The organism is Streptomyces sp. NPDC000594 (assembly GCF_040299965.1).
Classification (GTDB): domain Bacteria; phylum Actinomycetota; class Actinomycetes; order Streptomycetales; family Streptomycetaceae; genus Streptomyces.
Genome location: NZ_JBEPCY010000021.1, coordinates 78786 through 96515, shown reverse-complemented (window position 1 = coordinate 96515; position 17730 = coordinate 78786). Strand labels below are relative to the sequence as shown.

13 protein-coding genes are annotated in these 17730 nt (G+C 72.5%); 3 read left to right on the top strand and 10 right to left on the bottom strand.

Going from position 1 to position 17730, the window contains the following annotated elements:
- Window positions 1–31: 31 nt before the first annotated feature.
- Together ABT354_RS25610 and ABT354_RS25605 are read right to left on the bottom strand one after the other, a co-directional pair.
- Complete coding sequence (locus tag ABT354_RS25610) at window positions 32–2044, bottom strand: non-ribosomal peptide synthetase (protein ID WP_351497795.1); 2013 nt, start codon at window positions 2042–2044, stop codon at window positions 32–34.
- Window positions 2041–3018, bottom strand: a complete 978-nt coding sequence (locus tag ABT354_RS25605; RefSeq protein ID WP_351497793.1) for a ketoacyl-ACP synthase III family protein — start codon at window positions 3016–3018, stop codon at window positions 2041–2043. The genes ABT354_RS25610 and ABT354_RS25605 overlap by 4 nt, the downstream gene beginning before the upstream one ends.
- Before the next feature lie 116 nt (window positions 3019–3134).
- Between ABT354_RS25605 and ABT354_RS25600 the strand changes: the two genes are divergently transcribed.
- A complete protein-coding gene (locus tag ABT354_RS25600) occupies window positions 3135–3695 on the top strand; it encodes an ArsR/SmtB family transcription factor (RefSeq protein WP_351497791.1) in 561 nt (186 codons plus the stop codon).
- A gap of 82 nt (window positions 3696–3777) precedes the next feature.
- On the opposite strand, the gene ABT354_RS25595 is transcribed toward ABT354_RS25600, so the two are convergent.
- The 4 genes from ABT354_RS25595 to ABT354_RS25580 form a co-directional block, all read right to left on the bottom strand.
- On the bottom strand, window positions 3778–4896 hold the full coding sequence (locus tag ABT354_RS25595) for a cation diffusion facilitator family transporter (protein ID WP_351497789.1): 1119 nt from the start codon (window positions 4894–4896) through the stop codon (window positions 3778–3780).
- Window positions 4897–5108: 212 nt separating this feature from the next.
- The gene (locus ABT354_RS25590) at window positions 5109–6446 is read right to left on the bottom strand and encodes an aldehyde dehydrogenase family protein (protein WP_502983496.1); all 1338 of its coding nucleotides are present in this window, start codon (window positions 6444–6446) and stop codon (window positions 5109–5111) included.
- Between the two features lie 83 nt (window positions 6447–6529).
- On the bottom strand, window positions 6530–7630 hold the full coding sequence (locus ABT354_RS25585; RefSeq protein WP_351497787.1) for an alcohol dehydrogenase catalytic domain-containing protein: 1101 nt from the start codon (window positions 7628–7630) through the stop codon (window positions 6530–6532).
- A complete protein-coding gene (locus ABT354_RS25580; RefSeq protein ID WP_351497785.1) occupies window positions 7630–9162 on the bottom strand; it encodes an APC family permease in 1533 nt (510 codons plus the stop codon). The genes ABT354_RS25585 and ABT354_RS25580 overlap by 1 nt, the downstream gene beginning before the upstream one ends.
- A 226-nt stretch (window positions 9163–9388) precedes the next feature.
- Between ABT354_RS25580 and ABT354_RS25575 the strand changes: the two genes are divergently transcribed.
- Together ABT354_RS25575 and ABT354_RS25570 are read left to right on the top strand one after the other, a co-directional pair.
- Window positions 9389–10027 carry a TetR/AcrR family transcriptional regulator gene (locus tag ABT354_RS25575; RefSeq protein WP_351497783.1) on the top strand — a complete coding sequence of 213 codons (639 nt, stop codon included), beginning with the start codon at window positions 9389–9391 and terminating at the stop codon, window positions 10025–10027.
- Window positions 10028–10336: 309 nt separating this feature from the next.
- Window positions 10337–10840 carry a hypothetical protein gene (locus ABT354_RS25570; RefSeq protein ID WP_351497781.1) on the top strand — a complete coding sequence of 168 codons (504 nt, stop codon included), beginning with the start codon at window positions 10337–10339 and terminating at the stop codon, window positions 10838–10840.
- A gap of 628 nt (window positions 10841–11468) precedes the next feature.
- Here the strand turns inward: ABT354_RS25570 and ABT354_RS25565 are convergent.
- The 4 genes from ABT354_RS25565 to ABT354_RS25550 all read right to left on the bottom strand — a co-directional run bounded on the left by ABT354_RS25565 (window position 11469) and on the right by ABT354_RS25550 (window position 17646).
- Window positions 11469–12266, bottom strand: a complete 798-nt coding sequence (locus ABT354_RS25565; RefSeq protein ID WP_351497779.1) for a calcium-binding protein — start codon at window positions 12264–12266, stop codon at window positions 11469–11471.
- Window positions 12267–12814: 548 nt separating this feature from the next.
- Window positions 12815–13525: a tectonin domain-containing protein gene (locus tag ABT354_RS25560; protein WP_351497777.1), complete on the bottom strand. Its 711-nt coding sequence runs from the start codon at window positions 13523–13525 to the stop codon at window positions 12815–12817.
- A 366-nt stretch (window positions 13526–13891) separates the two neighbouring features.
- A complete protein-coding gene (locus tag ABT354_RS25555) occupies window positions 13892–15721 on the bottom strand; it encodes an ABC transporter ATP-binding protein (protein ID WP_351497775.1) in 1830 nt (609 codons plus the stop codon).
- Window positions 15718–17646, bottom strand: coding sequence for an ABC transporter transmembrane domain-containing protein (locus tag ABT354_RS25550; RefSeq protein ID WP_351497773.1), 1929 nt, complete (start codon window positions 17644–17646; stop codon window positions 15718–15720). The genes ABT354_RS25555 and ABT354_RS25550 overlap by 4 nt, the downstream gene beginning before the upstream one ends.
- Between the last annotated feature and the right edge of the window lie 84 nt (window positions 17647–17730).

Below are 17730 nucleotides of genomic sequence, written 5' to 3'. Positions count from 1 at the left end.
ATCGGCATTCCGTTCATGCAGCACGCCGCCTTCACAGCTCGTACGCGGTCGGGGGCCGGGGGTCCGTTCGCCGGTCACCGGCATCGAGCCGGGCCTCGATCGCATCCGCCTGAGTGGCGATGGTGATGAGATCGAACAGCTCGCCGATGCGCAGCACACCGGGCCAGCGCCGGCTCAACCGGTCATGCAGGTCGATGACTTTGAGCGAGCTGCCGCCGACCGCGAAGAAGTTGTCGTCCGGGCCGCTCTCCCCGTGCCGCAGCACGGCGGCCCAGATCTCGCCGACGGCACGCCGCCCAGCGGTCCAGTGCTCCCCACCACCGGGTGCGAAGCCCCCACCGGCGGCAGGACCCCCCGCGGCGCCACCGCGCGCCATCTCCCGCAGCGCGGCCCGATCGGCCTTGCCACTGGTGGTGAGCGGCATCCGGGCGACCGGGACAAAACGCACCGGCACCGCCTGCGGCACCAGACGGTCCAGACAGTGCGCGCGCAACGCGGCAGCGGCAGGCAGCGTGCCGCCACTCGCGACCAGGACGAACGCCATCAGCGACGGTTCACCCCCGGCAGCCGGATCGGCGAGCACCACGGCCTGACCGACGGCCGGGTGACCCTCCAGAACACTCTCGACCTCACCGGGTTCGATCCGGATGCCGCGGACCTTCACCTGAAGATCCGACCGGCCGTCGAAGTGCAGCGCCCCAGCCCCATCGGTATGGACGAGATCGCCGGTACGGTAGAGCCGCGCACCCGGCGGCCCGAACGGATCGGCGACAAAACGCTCGGCCGTCCGGCCGGGCTGCGCCGCGTACCCCAGGGCCACGAACGCGCCACCGACATAGAGTTCGCCGACCACCCCGGCCGGAACCCGGCGCAGCCGCTCGTCCAGCACCCAGGCCGTGGCACCGGGCCAGGGACGGCCGATGGGGACCTCGTCCCAGGCCGGATCGACCGCGGGTTCGACGGTGCAGGAGATGGTCGCCTCGGTGGGACCGTACTCATTGGCCAGCCGCACCCCGGGTAACCGCGCGTGGTGCGCGCGCACCAGCTCAGGGGTGCACGCCTCCCCGGCGGTCACCACCAGCCGCAGCGCATCCCCGAAGGACGCGGACTCCGCCAGCAGCCCCCGGTAGTAGGAGGGGACGACAATCAGATGCGTGGCCCGGTACCGGCCCGCGAGCGCGGCCAGCTCCCGTACCCGCGTCAGCTCCCGCACATCGGGAAGCAGCAAGGTGTGGCCGTGGCAGAACGACCAGAACATCCCACCGAGCATGCCGTCGAACGACAGCCGCATGACCATGAGATAAACGGACGGCTCGACACCGTAGACCTCGGCCCGGCCGGCGATGGAGGCGGCCAGCTGCGCCCGGCTGACCATGACCCCCTTGGGGGCCCCGGTCGAACCCGAGGTGTAGACGACATAGGCGGGCGCCCCCTCGGGGACCGAGGTGTCCGGCTCCCGCGCCGCATCGGCCCCGGCCAGGGCCAGGCCGCCCACGGTGAGCCCGGCGGCGTCCAGCACCTGTGGCGGGCCGGTGACCGGCACCTGCGGCGGGTCGGCGAACGGGGTGACGGCGGAAGCCGCCGAACCGATGAACGCGGCTGTCGCCGGGTCGTCGGACGAACCGAGCACCACCGCGCAATCGGTGTCCTGGAGCAACGCCCGCACCCGGACGGCCGGAAGGTCGGGTTCAAGGGCGGCCCAGGCCGCGCCGGTACGCAGGGCGGCGAGCACCGCGACCACGGCGAGGGCACTCTGCTCGATCCGGATGCAGACAACCCGGCCGGGCCGCGCGCCGTACTGCCGCAACAACCGGGCGAGGCCCGCCGACGCGAGGTCGAGCCGGCGGTAGCTGACCGTCTCTCCCCCGACGATCAGCGCGGTCGCCTCCGGGGACCGGGCGGCCTGCCATCGGAACCGGGCCAGCACCGGCGCCCCCGCACCGGGGTCCGCCGCAGGCGGTCCGGCCAGGTCGGCAGGGCGGTTCTGAGCAGGACTGTGCACCACCGTGATCTCCTCACCGTTCACTCGGCCATGCCCGTTCACACCACGGCCTCCTGTGGTCCTATCCGGACGAGCACCACGCTCCAGGCGGCCACCGGGCTCGCGTTGATCAGCACGACGTGGTCGCCGGGGGCCAGCTCGCCGCGCTCCAGCGCCGTGTAGAGATTGAGAAAGACATCGTTGGGGCCGAGGTGCCCGTACCGCCGCAGATTCTCGCGGCAGACGGGCAGCAGACCGATTCCGAGGGCGTCCTCGGTGAAGGCGAGGCTGCCCGCCGACAGGTTGTGGCTGAGATGGCCCCGGATGTCCCCCTTCCCCAGGCCGTTGCGCTCCAGCACCTCCGCCAGCAGTCCGGACAGCGCGTTCCGGGTCTCGATCGCGAGCCGGAAGGAGTAGACGGACGGGTCCTCGCACTCCTCCCGCCACTGCGCGGTGGGCCGGTCCCGGTACTTGACGTGGAAGAGGTTCCAGTGCTGACCGTTGCTCCGCTGGGCGATGTCGAGGATCCGGACCGGGCCGCCGCGCGACAGCAACAGCGCCTGGCCGCCGTCGCCGCTGACCGTCACGGGATGGCGGTACCGCACCGACGAGACCGGTTTGCTGCCATGGACGACCAGCACATCCCCCAGATCGGGGTCGGCGGCCAACAGCCCGCGTGCCGCGAACAGGGCGGGGGTGATGGAGACGCACCCGAGGCCGCCCACGGTGAAGGTCAGCGCCGCGTCGGCCCCGAGCAGCCGCTGAAGCCGCGTCGCCTCGGAGCTGAGGAACGTGTCAGGGGCCCGGGACTCCACCACGATCAGCGCGCCCAGCTCCCCGGCGTCCGCTCCGGCCCGCTCCAGTACCCGACGGGCGGCGCACTCGCCGAGCTGCACCGCGTCCATCCGGTCGTCGGCGCGGATGGTGTCGATGCCCAGTCGGCCGACGGTATGGCGCTCGGTCCCGTCCGGCACCGGCAGATCCGCGACCGACACCTCCGGCTCCGGCAGGAACCAGGCCGCGGCGCTCACCGCCATGGGCGCGGGGCCTCTTCGCGTGGCGTGATCGGTCACGCACCCTCCAACTCGTCTGGAACCGGAGGTGATCACTCTACTGACAACATAGGAATCACGTAAGTGCGTACTCTTTGAAGATGAGTGAAGACCCGAGCGCATCCCCGAAGCCGACGGATGAACTGTCCGCGCAGGTCGCCGAGTTGAGCCGCCGTCTCGCCCTGCTGGAGAGACGGCTGGACCCGAACGAGGAAGCGCCCCCCGAGCAGCCCGGCGGTGAACTGCCGGACGGCTACTGGGCGCTCAAACGACTCCGTGCGGAGCTGGCGGAACTGGGCGCGGCACAGGGCGGCGTCCTGTACGTCGGCTCGGTCACGCGCAACGGCGGTGAACTGACGGAGTGGCAGGGATTCGCCCCGGTCGACTCACTGCTCGGCACCGACTGGGCCGAACTCGCGGAAGTCTTCGCGGCCCTGGGGCAGCCGGTGCGGCTGCTGGTGATCCACGCACTGCTGGAGGGGCGTACCACCGTGGCGGAACTGACCGGGCTGGACGGGCTGGGCACGACCGGTCAGATCTATCACCATCTGCGCCAACTGGTCTCGGCGGGCTGGCTCCAGCCGGCGGGCCGGGGCCACTACCGGGTGCCGCCGCACCGACTGGTACCCCTCATGGTGCTGCTGGCGGCCGGCCGCCGCTGACCGACTCGGCGCTATCACCGCGTAATGGCCCCGTCACACCTCGGTGCCCGGCCCCGGAGAGCGCCTCGGGCTCCCGGATGCCTCAGCCGTCACCGACAACCACCCCGGACACCGGCCCCGGCCGCTCGCCGTGGTGGGCGAGGACCGCGTGCGGATCACTCCCGGCGGCGGTGTGATCGGTGTGTACGGTCGCGGCCGTCAGCCTCGGGACCGCGTGGATCAGGGCGTGCTCCGCGGCGACCGCGATGCGATGCGCCTGGACGACGGTCAGATGCGGGTCGACGACGATGTCGGTCTCGGCCCGAAGGGCGTGCCCGATCCACCGCATCCGCACCTGCCCGGTTCCCCGCACCCCTGCCACCTGGCTCAGAGCCTCCTCCGCTGTGGCGACGAGGGCGGGGTCGACCGAGTCCATCAGCCTGCGGTAGACCTCGCGGGCGGCGTCCTTGAGGACGAACAGGATCGCGACCGTGATCAGCAGGCCGACGACCGGGTCGGCCGCCCGCCAGCCCACCGCCGCGCCCCCGGCTCCCAGGAGGACGGCGAGGGAGGTGAATCCGTCGGTGCGGGCGTGCAGCCCGTCGGCGACCAGCGCGGCGGACCCGATCTTCCGGCCGGTGCGGATGCGGTAGCGGGCGACCCACTCGTTGCCGATGAACCCGGTCACCGCCGCGCCGGCCACCGCCCACAGATGGGTGATGTCGCGGGGGTCGAGGAGCCGGTCGACCGCGACCCAGGCGGCCACCGCCGCGGACGCGCCGATCGTGGCCACGATGACGATCCCGGCGAGGTCCTCCGCGCGGCCGTAGCCGTAGGTGTAGCGGCGGTTCGCCGCCCGCCGTCCCAGCAGGAAGGCGATCCCCAGCGGGACGGCGGTCAGCGCGTCGGCGGCATTGTGGACCGTGTCGCCGAGCAGCGCCACCGACCCCGACAGGACCACGATCACCGCCTGGACCGCGGTCGTCAGCCCGAGGACGGCCAGGGAGATCCACAGGGTCCGCATCCCCTCGCGGGAGGTCTCCATCGCCGCGTCGACCTTGTCGCCGGTGTCATGACGGTGCGGCCGGGCCAGATGGACGATCCGGTCCCGCACCCTGGCCGCGCGGGATGCCCCGCCTTCGTGCCGGTGCCCCGGACCGCCGTGCCCACGGCCCGGATGATGGTGGTGATCGTGCGCGGGGGTGTGCCGACTCTCCTCCATGGCCCCACCGTGGCACACCGAACCGGTTGCGGCTACCACCGTCATACCCCCTCTGACCAGGTGCGATGCCTCAGCACATGCGTCCTGGACGCAACAGTGGAGCGGGCCCGGCGACCCAGCGGGCCCGGCGACCCAGCGGGCGCGGCGGGACCGGGCCCCGCGCGGCCCGGTGAGGGCCACGGCGGGACGCCCCCGCCCCCGTACAGCCATCGTCAGGCGACGGTCCGGATGAGCTTCTTGTTGACGAACTCCTCGATCCCGGGCCGTCCGAGTTCCCGGCCGAACCCGGAGCGCTTGATGCCGCCGAAGGGCAGTTCGGCCCCCTCGGCGCCGACGCCGTTGACGAAGACCATCCCGGCCTCGATCCGGTCGGCGACACGCCTGGCCTGGGCCGGGTCGGTGGTGAAGAGGTAGGAGCCGAGGCCGTAGGGGGTGTCGTTGGCTATCCGTACGGCGTCCTCCTCGTCGGTGGCGGCGAAGACCATCGCGACCGGGCCGAAGAGTTCCTCCCGGGCCGCCGGGTGGGCGGTGGTGAGACCGGTCAGGACGCCGGCGGGGAAGTGGGCGCCGTACCGTTCGCCGGTGGTGTGCAGGGTGGCTCCCTGGGCCACGGCCGCGTCGACCTGGCGGCCCAGGTTCTCGGCCGCCGCGGCCGACGACAGCGGTGCGCCGGTCTGGCCCGCGAGCAGTTCGGCGGTGAACCGCTCGACGAAGGCGTCGTGGAGGTGGTCGAGGACCACGAACCGCTTGGCGGCGTTGCACGCCTGGCCGGTGTTGTCGAGGCGGGCGGCGACGGCGGCGTCGACGGCGGCGTCGAGGTCATCGGTGGAGAGGAGGATGAAGGGGTCGGAGCCGCCGAGTTCGAGGACGACCTTCTTGAGGTGGCGTCCGGCGATCTCCGCGACGGCGGCGCCCGCCCGTTCGGAGCCGGTGAGGGAGACCCCCTGGACCCGGGGGTCGGCGATGACTCCGGCGATCTGCTCGTTGGTGGCGTAGACATTGACGTAGGCCCCGGCCGGGAAGCCCGCCTCGGCGAAGAGCGCCTCCAGGAGCGCGGCCGTGGCCGGGCACTGCGGCGCGTGCTTGAGCACGATGGTGTTGCCGAGTGCCAGGTTGGGGGCGGCGAAGCGGGCGACCTGGTAGGCCGGGAAGTTCCACGGCATGATGCCGAGGAGTACGCCGACCGGGGCGCGCCGGATCACGGCGGTTCCGGGCCCGGAGCGGACGTCGAGGGGTTCGTCGGCGAGGAACTCCCCGGCGTGGTCGGCGTAGTAGTGGTAGATGTCGGCGCAGAAGTCGATCTCGCCCTCGGCCTCCTGGAGCGGCTTGCCCATCTCCTGGACGATGCCCGCGGCCAGCTCGGCCCGGCGTTCGGTGTGCAGATCGCCGAGGCGCCGCAGCAGGGCCGCCCGCTCGGCCACGGTGCTGGTGCGCCCCCAGGCGGTGGCGGTGTGGGCGGCTTCGACGGCCGCCGCCACCTCGGCGTCCGTGGCGGTCGGACAGGTGGCGGTGACCTCGCCGGTGGTCGGGTCGGTGACGGCGTACATCATGTCTCCTGGGGTGGTCGGGGACGGCCGCGGCCGCCGCTGGTGTACGGGGTGTGCGCCGGGTCGGGCCGGTCGGACGGGGTGTCCTACGGTTCGAGGATCGTCCGGACGCCGGTGTTCGACCGGAGGTCGTCGAAGGCCTCCGCCGCCTCACTCAGGGGACGGGTACGGCCGACGAGGTCGTCCAGGGGGAGCTGACCCGACAGATAGAGGCGGGCCAGCTTCGGGATGTCGAGTTCCCCGATGCTGGAGCCGTAGTTGCAGCCGAGGATGCGTTTGCCCTGGTCGGCGAGGTCGAAGGCGTTGAACGAGGCCGTCGCGCCGGTCGCCGCCATGCCCACCAGGACCGCCGCCCCACCGGAGGCGAGCATGTCCGGGAGCGTACCGATGATCCGGGGGTTGCCGATCGCCTCGAAGGCGTACTCCACCCCACCGAACTCCCGCTGGCACCAGGCCGCGACATCGGTCGCGGCGCCGTCGAGGGTGTGGGTGGCGCCGAACCGCCGGGCTGTGGCGAGGCGTTCGGGCGAGAGGTCGACGGCGATGATGGGGTCGGCGCCGATCAGGCGCAGACCCATCACGATGGAGAGTCCGACCCCGCCGGTGCCGATGACCACGGCGGATTCGCCGGGGCGGACGCCCGCGGTGTTCACGACGGCGCCGACGCCGGTCGTGACGGAGCAGCCGAGGAGGGCGCCGATGCCGAAGGGAAGCTCGTCCGGGACCTTCACGGCGGCCACTTCCGGCACGACCAGGCGCCGGGTGAAGGCGCCCAGCCCGAGGTAGGGCCAGACCGGCTCGCCCCGGTCGTCCGTGAACGGGGTGGTGCCGTCGGGGTGCGTATTGGCGACGGCCTTGGTGCCGGTGCACAGCCACGCCGTCCCGGCGACGCATCTGCGGCAGCGGCGGCACGGTGCGAACCAGGACAGGACGACGTGGTCACCGGCCTCCAGGGAGGCGACGCCGGGCCCGGTCGCGGTCACCACCCCGGCCGCCTCGTGCCCGAGGACGAGGGAGCGGTCGCTCGGCCAGTCGCCCGTGACGATATGCAGGTCGGAGTGGCATACGCCCGCCGCGCGTATCTCGATCTCGACCTCGCCCGGCCCGGCTGCCCGGAGGGAGACATCCCGTGAGCGCAGCCCCTCGGTGGGGTCGAAGACGATGGCGGGGGAGGTTTTCGACGACATCAGGACGCCTTCTTCTGGTCCGGGGCCGACGCCGACGCCGACGCCGACGCCGGGGTCGGGGTGGCGGGAGGGGAGGTCACGGTGGCGGGGAGCTTGGTGTGGGGCTTGGCGATCAGGACATAGAGCAGACCGGCGGCGAAGAGGACGGAGAAGACCAGGATCACGGCCCAGACCTGGACCCAGCTGCCGTCGGCCGGGGCCAGCTCGACACGGGGCCAGGCGATGTTGACGGCTTCGAAGAGCAGCCATACGACGGCGAGCCCATTGATCACCAGGCCGGCCCGGCCCAGCCTGAACTGTCCCGCGCCGGGGTTCCAGCGGCCGGTCAGCCGGGCGACCAGCGCCACCACCGCGACGCTGAGGAAGATGAAGTAGAAGCCGCCGGAGCCGAACGCGATCAGTGTCGCGGCGGCGTTGCCGTTCAGCCCGAGGAGCAGCCCGAGGCAGGCGAGTACGGCCGTCGCGATGAGCGACACGTACGGGATCTGGCGGGGCCCGACGGTGGCGAGCTTCGACGAGAAGGGGAGCTGGCGGTCGCGGGCGAAGGAGAAGACGGCGCGGCCGATGTACGTCTGGATCGAGATGGCGCAGGCGATGAACGCGATCAGGACGAGGAGGATGAAGGGCTTCTCGCTCCAGCCGCCCAGCCCGTCGGTGACGGCGGTGAAGACCGGGTCCGCGAGGGCGCCGGAGACCGCGGCCCCGGGGTCACGCAGGGCGAGCGTCACGGCGAGCCCGGTCAGCAGGACCGTGAGGGCGACGAAGAGGTAGGCGCGCAGGAGCGCCCTGGGGACGCTGCGCCGTGGCTGTTCGGTCTCCTCGGCCACCTGGGTGGTCGCGTCGAACCCCAGGAACGCCCAGCCGGCGACCGCCAGCGCGGTCAGGAAGCCCGCCAGCGCGGAGCCGCCCGAGGCCGATTCCGCTCCGAGCGTCTCGAAGAGGATGCCGAAGCCGTTGTTGTGCACGAAGACCAGCAGGACCACACTCACCGCGATCGAGGCGACACCCTCGGCGATGATCCCGGCGTTGAGGAAGTGCTTCACCGGGTTGACGCCGAGGAGGTTGATCCCGAGGGCCACCGCGACGAAGAGCACACCCAGGAGCACATGGGTGGCGGGCGAGAGCGCGCCGTCGGCGAAGAGCATGTGCAGCCACCCCGCCCCCAGGTAGGCCACGGTGGTCAGGGACGCCACGGCGGAGGCCAGATAGATCCAGCCGACCAGCCAGCCCAGCCGTGGCCCGCCCAGCCTGCGCACCCACTGGTAGACGCCGCCCGTGATCGGGAACTGCGAGGACAGCTCGGCGTAGACCAGGGCGACCAGCAGCTGTCCGAGGAAGGCGACGACGACCGCCCAGATCCACGCGGGGCCCGCGAAGACGAATCCCAGCTGGACGACGGCGTACACCCCGACGACGGGCGAGATCGTCGCGAATCCGATCGCGAACACCGCCCAGGGGGACAGGGTCCGTTTCAGCTCTTGTCGGTAGCCGTATTCGGCGAGTTCACCGGCATCGGTGTGGGTGTCGTGCACGTTGATCTCCTGTACAGGTGCTGTGCTCCGGTCCGCGCGCGGGCACCGCCCGTACCGCGAGATCGGGGATCGGCACGGTACGCCCGGGGGGCCGGTCCGACGGGTACGGGAAGCGCTCCCGGGTGGCGGGGCGGGAAGCCGTACCGGGCCGCGCTCTCCGCGGCCGTATCGTTATTGGTCACCCGGCCAATTGCCGATTGGTCACTCACTCAATAACATTCGCTCCATGTCGTCAAGGGATTCCGGCACACGAACCCGCAAGGCTCCGTCCGAGCGCCGTCACGAGATCGTCGGCACCGCCGCGCGGGTCGGTCTCACCGAAGGACTGGAGTGCGTCACCCTGCGGCGGGTCGCCGACGCGCTCGGGGTCCAGCCCGGACTGGTCAGCCACTACTTCCCCGCCGCCGACACCCTGGTCGCGGAGGCGTTCACCAGCGCCACCCGGGCCGAACTCGACGGCCTCCTCCCGGAGGGGCCCCCGGGCCCCGGCCATGAGACCCCGCTGAGCACCCTGCGGCGCTTCTTCCACCTCATCGCGAGCACCGAATTCGACAACGTCAGCAAGCTCTGGCTGAACGCACGGCATCTCTCGCGCTACCGCCCCGTCCTCCGCGACCACGTCATCGAGGCGGAGACCCTCTGGTGCCGCCGCATCGAACAGCTCATCGCGACGGGCACGGACGCGGGGCTCTTCCACTGCGCCGATCCACGGGCGGCGGCCATACGCGTCCTCGTCGCGATCGACGGGATCAGCGTCTACATCAACAGCAGCGCCGACACCCGTACCGCCCCCATCGCGGATCTGGCCCGCACCGTCGCGGAGAGGGAACTCGGCCTGGCGACCGGCGCTCTGGCCGCCTCCTGAGGGTCCGCGCCCGCTCACCGCCGCGCCCGCTCGCCGCCGCTTCCGCTCGCCGCCGCGCGCGCTCGCCGCCGCGCGCGCGAGGTCGTCCCGTACCGGGCCGGACGGTTGAGGCCGCGGGCTTCGGGCGCGCGGCGGTCGGTAGGTGCGTCGTTCGGCCAGATCCCGCGAAGAACGTAACAGTGAGCACACGAATGACTACGATCGCTGTTCACCGGTCCGGGATCACGGGCACCGGCCACGACACCGCGTGGGAGGGGATCCGCATCACCACCCACCCCGAGAAAGCCGTATGGCTGAGGAGGAAGCCTGATGTCGATCTTCCCTGACCTGGCCGAGTTGGCCCGTATCGGCCGTGTGCTCCAGGAGGCACGCTCCCTGCTCCGCTCCGAGCTCGCACGCCTCGAGGAACAGTACGGTCCGTCGCCCGGCGGAGACATCACCGACGCCGGGAGCCCGCAGCAGACACTGCTCGGCATCAGGGACATGTCCCATGGTCTGTCCGGCACGTTCGAGAAGATCGTTCTGGCCGCCGGCTACGCCGCACTCGGCTACACCCGTGAAGCCGACCGCGCACTCGAATCGGCCCGGCTGAAGCCCATGTGCGTCCCCTCCGGCGCGGACCGCATGGCCCGCCCGCTCGGCGAAGCGACCGTACAGGCCCTGGAAATGATCCGGGACCTCGCCTTCTTCCCCGGCGAGACCGCCATCGCGATCGACGTCGCCCTCGCCGCACCACAGGCGACATATCCACCGGAGGACTGGAGCGCCTACGCACGCGAGAAGATGTGGCGCTCCCGGCCCAACCAGACCTGACCGACCGCACCGGACAACACCTCTCTCCCGGCCGTCCTTCGGCAGGCGCCAGCACCGCCGGTACACCTGATCCATGTCCCGGGAAAGTCAATGGATCACGCTGCGGCGAGAGGGCAGTTGGGGGTAGTGTGCCGGGTGGCGCACTGCGGTGCGCCTCCCCTCACGGACATGTCCGGGTCCCGCCCCTTCGGGGCCCGGCCCGAGTCCGAAGGAAGGGTCGTCGGCCGGGATTTCCGGCGGCCGGTTCTGAGGGGAGGCGCCCATGGGGCGTCGCGGAAAGCCGAAGCCATCGATCCGGCAGCGCGTCGAGGACCTTCTGGTCCGAGCGGCATGGAAGCTCGGGAGGTGGCTCAAGGGCTGACCTGAGCCTCGATACATGAGGCTCAGGTCGACGCCCTCGGCTGTACGCGGGGCTCCCGCTTCGGTATCGGCCGGGGCGGGGGCCCTTCTTCGTTTCACGGCCCGTCAGGCCGACCAGGGCACCAAGCACCCGGGCCGTACGACGGAACGCTGCACGTTCCCGCATATTACCGTGCACGTCGTCTCCGGCACCAGGCCACCCGCACTCCGCTGTGGTGGGATCGGAGCCTGGTGGGACGGGGCCTCCGGGGGCGGCCCGGGGGTGCGCTTACCGGAGGACGACGTCGCGGCCGGGGCCACCGTCGAGGGTGTCCTTCCCGGGGCCGCCGCTGACCAGGTCGTCGCCGTTCTCGCCGTGCAGTGTGTCGTCGCCGGAGCCGCCGAGGAGAATGTCGTGGCCGTCCCCGCCCATGGCGTGGTCGTTGCCCGGTCCGGCGTGCACGATGTCCGCACCCCCGTACGCCTCGATCATGTCGTGGCCCCGGCCACCCCACAGGTGCTGGTCGCTGTCGTCGCCCATCAGGTGGTCCATGCCGTCGCCGCCGTCCAGGACCGCGCGCCCCATGACCATGTCGTTCCCCGCGTCGCCCCGTACGGTGTGCGCGGAGTGGGCGTGCAGCTCGTCGTCGCCCGGTCCGCCGCGGACGGTGGCGACCCCGGGGTCGCTGGTGGCGATCGTGTCGTTACGGTCGCCCAGGAAGATGTCGATCCGGTCCGGCCGGGGGCTGTCGGTGGGCAGTTCGCAGACCACATAGGTCTCGTCCCCGGGTGCGAGGTACGCACAGTGGTCGCCTGGTTGAAGCGGGACCGCGTCGCGGAAGCCGATCCGGCGGACCCCGTCGCCGAGATCCCTGGGGATCACATGGAGATTGTTGGCCTGTCCTGCCGCGGCGGTGAAGACGATCGACTGGGTCGCCCAGTCGGCGGTGATACGGGCCTTGGCCCCGGTGGCGGCGGGGGCGGCGGCTGCCGGGGCGGCGGTGAGACCGGCGGCGAGGCCGGTGGCGAGGCCGGTGGCGAGCAGGGTCACGGTGACCGTGCGGGTGGCGGCTTTCTGTCGGTTCATGGGACCTCGTCTCGATAGGGCGATCGGTGGGTCGACCTGCTGGTGGGTGATCACCGAGGGACCCGGCGGCCGGTCGCGACGGCGGCGTCCTCGTGGCGGCCCCTCCCGTACAGGAGTGTTCGCGGGAACTTCTGTACGGGGGTTCATGCCCGCCCACGCGAAGGCAGGGCAGGCGTGAGCATGTCGAGCATCGACTCCCCGGCCGTAGGGACTGCCACGGGCAGCGACGGAAGCGTACCCTGCTTGGTCTAGACCAAACCAGTGCCCGGGTCCCTGCCGATGTGCCCGAACTACCGTCGAGCCAGGGCAGGTTGAGCGGTTCCAGCGGCGCCGACGGACGGGCACGGTGAGCACGCCGGGCCGGGCTGCTGTCTCCGCCGACGTCGTCACACCCACCGCCTGGCGCGCGGTGGCGGCGAAGGGCGCCCTGGACGCGATCGGCGTGCTCACCGTCGCTCTGTCCGGGATCACTGCCGAGACCGCTGGGGTACACACGTGCGGGTCCCCGGCCGGTCAGGCCGGGGACCCGCATGGATGGTGGGGCGGGGTCAGCTGGGCTGGTCGCCGGTGTAGCGGTAGATCTCACCAGCCGTATTGATGTGCCATGCGGTGCCGTCGGCGCCGGCGGCGATGTCGGTGGCGGTGCCGGGGATCTTGATCCATGGGTTGCCGCCGGCGGCGTCGTTGTTGGTGTACCGGTAGATGCTGCCGGCCGGGTCGACGCCCCACACATTGGTCCGGGAGCCCACCGCGATGCGCTTGAGGCTGCCGCTGACGCTCTTCCACACGTTCGAGCTGTCCTGGTCGCCGGTGTACCGGAAGACCTGGTTCCCGGCGTTGACACCCCACACGGTGCCGTCGGCGCCCGCGCCGATGTCACTCAGCACCCCGGGGATCTTGATCCAGGGGTTGGCGTCGTGGTTGGTGTACCGGTAGATGGCGCCGGCGGAGTCCACACCCCACACACTGGTCCGGGAGCCCGCGTCGATCCGGACCAGGCTCCCGCTGATGCCCACCCAGTTCGTCGTGGTCTGGTCCCCGGTGTACCGGTAGATCTGGTTCCCGCTGTTGACACCCCACACCGTGCCGTCCGATGCGGCGCCGATGTCGCTCAGGCCTCCGGGGATGTTGATCCAGGGGCTGCCGTCGTAGTTGGTGTAGTGGTAGACGGCGCTCGCCGCGTTCACACCCCACACCGTCGTCCTGGACCCCGCCGAGATGGCCGTGAGACCGCCCGCGACCTTCACCCAATCCGCCATGCCGAGAACTCCCCTTCCTCGAACCGGTAGTGGCGGCCATCCTCCGCGATGGGATCGGCCCACAGGCGGGTGAATGCCTGTCCCGCCGGCAAACAAGCCAGTGAATCGGTGTTTGGACTTCGACCACCTGTCGCGACGAGGACAGCCGCAGCCGGGCCGGGAGCATGTCGGCTCAAAGCGCTGTCCCACTTACGGGGGATCGACACAGGCGCCGGTCCATGAATCACCGTCGGCGATCTCCCCGGGCCGCCGACCCGGCGTGATCCCGGGCCCTGATACCAGGGCCTGCGCACGGAGCGCTGAACCGCAGGCCCGCACCGGGCACGAGGATCCGTACGGCCGGCGGATCGACGACGGAGACCCCGTTCAGCGGCTCCGCTCCCACGCCTCCCACAGCCGCGCGTACCGCCCCCGCGCCCGTACGAGTTCCGTATGCGTACCGGACTCGACGGCCCGGCCGTCCTCCATGACGACGATACGGTCGGCCCGCGCGGCCTGGCTGAGCCGGTGGGCGATCACGATGGCGGTACGGCCGGACAGCGCCGACGCCGCCGCCCGGTCGAGCAGACCCGCGTCCGTGCTCCCCGCCTCCGCCGTGGCCTCGTCCAGGACCGCGACCGAGGGGGCGGCCAGGGCGAGCCGGAGCAGCGCCAGATGCTGCGCCCGCGCGGCGGTCAGCTCATGGCCGCCCGCGCCGACCGGGGTGTCGAGTCCGGCGGGGAGCCCGTCGATCCAGTCCGCGCCGAGCCGTGCGGCCGCCGCCCGGATGCGGTCGTCGTCCGCGCCGGGGGCGAAGAGGCGCAGGTCATCCGCGACCGTCCCGTCGAAGACATGGACCTCCTGGCTCACCAGGACGGTCCGGGCGCGCCCGGCCGGTGTCGCGGCCCGCGCGCCGTCGATGACGATCTCACCGCTGTCCGGGGTCAGTACACCGGCGACGAGCTTGGCGAGCGTCGTCTTCCCGGCCCCGCTGGCCCCGACGATCGCGACGGTCTCGCCGGGCTCGACGGTCAGCGAGACCCGGTCGAGCGCGAGCCGGCCGGGGCCGTATCCGTACGAGACGCGGTCGAGGACGACCCGGCCGCCGCCGGACGGGCCGGGATCCGGCGAAGGGGCAGTCGTGGGCGACGGGCCGGGAGTCGGCGAAGGGTCGGGCGCGGGCGGCTTCGGCAGGGCGGTGACGCCGACGAGACGCGCCAGACCCGCCCCGGCGTCCTGGACTTCGTCGACCTGCGAGAGGAGCACTCCCACCGGGCCGAACAGCTGATGGAAGTAGAGGGCGGCGGCGGTGGCCGCGCCCAGGCTCACGGTGGAGTCCATGACCAGCCGGTGGCCGACCGCCAGCACGGCCGCGAGACCGATCAGCTCGGCGACGTTCAGCAGCCCGTAGAAGCCGGTGCGCAGCCGTACGGCGTCCAACTCATGGCCGATGGCGCGCTCGGAGGAGGCCGCGATCCGGGCGAGACGCCGACTCCGGCCCCGGAGGGCGGCCACGGTGTCCGCGCCGTTGAGGGTCTCCACGATCTCCTGACTCCTGGCTGCCTCGGCGCTGTGCACCGCCCGGTACACCGGACCCGACCGGGCCAGGAAGCGGCGCAGCGCCAGATACTGGAGGGGTGCGGCGGCCAGCACCGCGAGGGCGAACCGCCAGTCGATCACCCCGATCCCGATCAGGGTCAGCGCGATGGTGAGGAACGCGGAGACAAAGGCGGGCAGCACCCGTCCGATGACGGTGTTGACGGCCTCCGCGTCGCCCGCGACCCGGGACACGAGATCGCCCGTCCCCGCCTTCTCGACCAGGGCGGAGGGCTGGGCGACCGCTGTGGCGAAGACGTCCTCGCGCAGCTCGGCGAGGGCGTGCTGCGCGGTACGGGCCAGCAGCAGCCGCCCCCACCGGCCGAGGCCGGCGCTCAGCAGTGCCGCCGCGAGCACCCCGCCGGCCGGGGGGATCAGCTCGTGCCGGGGCCGCTTCGCGATCACGATGTCGACCATCACGCCCAGCAGGGCGGGGGCCGCCAGCGCGGACGCGGCGGCGGCGAGCAGCACCACGACGGTTCCGGCGAGACGGGCCCGGTGGGGAGAGAGGAGACGAAGGGTGCTGCGGGCGGTCTCCCGGGCGGAGGCGACGGGCAGCAGCGCCGGTCCCGCGCCGTCCGCCGCCGTGCGGTCCCGGAGCTCCGTCGGTGTGGTGGTCATCGCGCGGTCACCGGCTCCTGGTGTGTTCCGGCGGCCGGTTCGGACCGCTCCGGGTTCTGGTGTGTTCCGGCCGCCGGTTCGGACGGCTTCGGTTCCTGGTGCGTCCCGGCCGCCGGTTCGGTCCGTTCCGGGGCCTCGTGGACCCGGTCGCAGACGTCGAGCAGCGCGGGGCTGGTCGTGATGAGGACGATCGCCCGGCCGCCGAACCCGCGCAGCGCACGGGCGATGCGGTCCTCGGTGACGCTGTCGACGGAAGTGGTCGGCTCGTGCAGGACGAGGACGGGCTGCGGCTGGTGCAGGGCCCGGGCGAGCAGCAGCCGCTGCCGCTGGCCGCCCGAGAGCAGCCGGCCCTGTTCGCCGACCTCGGAGGCGGTTCCGTCCGGCAGATGGGTGAGCACATCGTCCAGTCCGGAGGCGGTGAGGGCGGCCGGGTCCACCGCCTTGGCGGCGAGATTGTCGGCGACGGTGCCGGTGAACACCACGGAGTCGTGCGGCGGGGCGAAGACGGTACGGCGCGCCTCGTCGGGGGAGAGCCCCGCGACGTCGCGGCCGCGCAGCAGATACCGGCCCGGCTCCGGGGCCCGGCGGCAGGAGATCAGCTCGGCCAGCTCCCGGGCGGTCTCGCCGTGGGCGCGGATGCCGACGACCTCGCCCGGCCCGGCGGTGACGGCATCCCCGCCCAGCCGCAGGGTGAGGAGCGGACCGTCGGCGGGACCCTCCGCGGGCCCGTCCTGCCGCCCTGCGGGGCCCTCCGCAGGCCCGTCCTGCGGGGCGGCGGTCTCCTGCGGCGCGGCGGCGGTCCCGTCCGGGGGAGCCGTGGACGGCTCGGGGAACCGGTGGGGGACCGAGAGGAGTTCGGCCAGTCTGCGGGCGGAGCCGCGTTTGGAGGCGACCGCCGCGCCCAGGAACCCGAGGGTCTCCATCGGCCCGGCGACCACCTGGGCGAGCCCCACGGCGGTGACGAGGTTCCCGACCGTGATCGAGCCGTCCAGCGCCATGAAGCCCGCGACCAGCGCGATCCCGGCCAGGGCGACCCCGGAGAGCGCGGAGTTCAGCGCGGACAGGTCCGCCAGGGAGCGGATCCGGCGCAGCGCCGCCCGCGCGGAGTCCTGGCTGGCGTCCCGGTAGCGGTCCGCCGCCGTGCCCTCGGCCCCGAAGCCCTTGAGCACCCGCAGCCCGCCGGTGAAGTCGGCCGCCAGCGCGCCCGCCCGGGCGGCGCCGCGCTGCTCGGCGTACACCCGTCGCTCCAGCGGTCCGCTCAGGAGATGGAGCACCAGCAACTGGACGGCCGCGACCGCCAGGACGACGGCGGCGAGCTGCCAGGAGATCAGCAGCAGGGCGGTCGCCGCCGTGAGCAGCCCGGCGAGCGCGCCGCCCTGCTCGGCGAGGACCCAGGCGAGGCCCGAGACGTTCGACGCGTCGGAGGTGGCGACGGTGAGCACATCGCCCGGCGCGCGCCGGGTGGCCATGCCCCGGGGGTGCAGGACCCGGTCCGCCGCCAGCAGCCGCAGCTCGTGCTCTCCGTAGGAGTAGACACGCGTGGTGCGGAGGGACCCCGTCCGCCAACAGAGGATCAGCACGGCGAACAGCAGGGCGAGCGCGGAGAGCAGGCCCAGCAGCGCGCCGGTGTCCCCGGTGCGGACGGCCCGGTCGATCACCACGCCGATGAGGACGGGGACCATCGCCTCCGCGACCTGGTGGCCCGCGAATCCGGCGCCGGCGATGCCGAGCCGCCATCCGCGTCCCGACCCGAAGGATCCGTGCCGGATCAGCGCTCCCGGGGTCGCCGGGCCGCCGGCGGGAGGGAAGGGCCGGGGTGCGCCGGTGGGGTGTACGGGCGGCTGCGGCCCCGGCGACGCGGGGGCCGGGCGGGGATCGGGGGAGGGGCGCGTATCGGGGGCGGGGCGGGTGTCGGGAGCGGTCACCGCCTCACGCTAGGAACGCCGGGGACGGGTACACAAGCAGGTAACGTGACACGCTATGACGGTAAAGCGACAAAAGGTTTCGGC

What these genes read in the sequence shown, in the direction of transcription:
- ABT354_RS25600 (WP_351497791.1), top strand. Translation starts at nt 3,135, where the DNA reads ATGAGTGAAGACCCGAGCGCATCCCCGAAGCCGACGGATGAACTGTCC.
- ABT354_RS25595 (WP_351497789.1), bottom strand. Translation starts at nt 4,896, where the DNA reads ATGGAGGAGAGTCGGCACACCCCCGCGCACGATCACCACCATCATCCG.
- ABT354_RS25590 (WP_502983496.1), bottom strand. Translation starts at nt 6,446, where the DNA reads ATGATGTACGCCGTCACCGACCCGACCACCGGCGAGGTCACCGCCACC.
- ABT354_RS25560 (WP_351497777.1), bottom strand. Translation starts at nt 13,525, where the DNA reads ATGGCGGATTGGGTGAAGGTCGCGGGCGGTCTCACGGCCATCTCGGCG.
- ABT354_RS25605 (WP_351497793.1), bottom strand. Translation starts at nt 3,018, where the DNA reads ATGGCGGTGAGCGCCGCGGCCTGGTTCCTGCCGGAGCCGGAGGTGTCG.
- ABT354_RS25570 (WP_351497781.1), top strand. Translation starts at nt 10,337, where the DNA reads ATGTCGATCTTCCCTGACCTGGCCGAGTTGGCCCGTATCGGCCGTGTG.
- ABT354_RS25575 (WP_351497783.1), top strand. Translation starts at nt 9,389, where the DNA reads ATGTCGTCAAGGGATTCCGGCACACGAACCCGCAAGGCTCCGTCCGAG.
- ABT354_RS25565 (WP_351497779.1), bottom strand. Translation starts at nt 12,266, where the DNA reads ATGAACCGACAGAAAGCCGCCACCCGCACGGTCACCGTGACCCTGCTC.
- ABT354_RS25555 (WP_351497775.1), bottom strand. Translation starts at nt 15,721, where the DNA reads ATGACCACCACACCGACGGAGCTCCGGGACCGCACGGCGGCGGACGGC.
- ABT354_RS25585 (WP_351497787.1), bottom strand. Translation starts at nt 7,630, where the DNA reads ATGTCGTCGAAAACCTCCCCCGCCATCGTCTTCGACCCCACCGAGGGG.